Origin of the sequence: Streptococcus sp. 1032 (genome assembly GCF_013277015.1) — a bacterium.
In the GTDB taxonomy this organism is placed as follows: domain Bacteria; phylum Bacillota; class Bacilli; order Lactobacillales; family Streptococcaceae; genus Streptococcus.
Genome location: NZ_VMMD01000031.1, coordinates 1 through 558, shown reverse-complemented (window position 1 = coordinate 558; position 558 = coordinate 1). Strand labels below are relative to the sequence as shown.

Here is a 558-nt window from a genome sequence, read left to right as displayed (position 1 = left end):
GCATTACCAGCCTTAACAGCAGGAAGCACCAAAGATATTCCAGTCACGATTACTTACACTGACGGAAGTAGCGAAGACACGACTGTTAAGTTGAAAGTAACCAAAGCTGCGCCAACCGCACCAACGGTAGGACAATGGCAAAACGGTAACTTGAAAGTGACACCAGCCGCAGACAACGGAGGAGATAAGATTGAGATTCCGTTGAAAGACGGTGGAAAAGTGACTGTCAAGAAAGGTACTGACGGTAACTGGACTGTAGAGGGTAACGATTCTGGCGTGAACATCACAAACGGATCGATTGAAGTTCCAGCGGACAAAGTAGGCGATAGCGTCACCGTCACCGCAAAAGTTGGAGAAGGTGATCTTGAAAATAGTACAAACAGTAGTGCTTACACTAAAGAAGGACATACCGTACGTACGAAAGACATCGTTAAGAAACCAACAGACACCTTGAGTGGCGAAGACCTTCATACGAATACGGGAGTTGTCGGAATCACAGTAGGAAGTGAAGAGAAAGACTATGCGTCATCGAACATTCACTCAGTGACTTCAAAAGAA

1 protein-coding gene is annotated in these 558 nt (G+C 45.7%); it reads left to right on the top strand.

Going from position 1 to position 558, the window contains the following annotated elements; genetic code table 11:
* A partial coding sequence (locus HT711_RS10390) for a hypothetical protein (RefSeq protein WP_205403213.1) occupies positions 1–558 on the top strand: 558 nt, incomplete at both ends.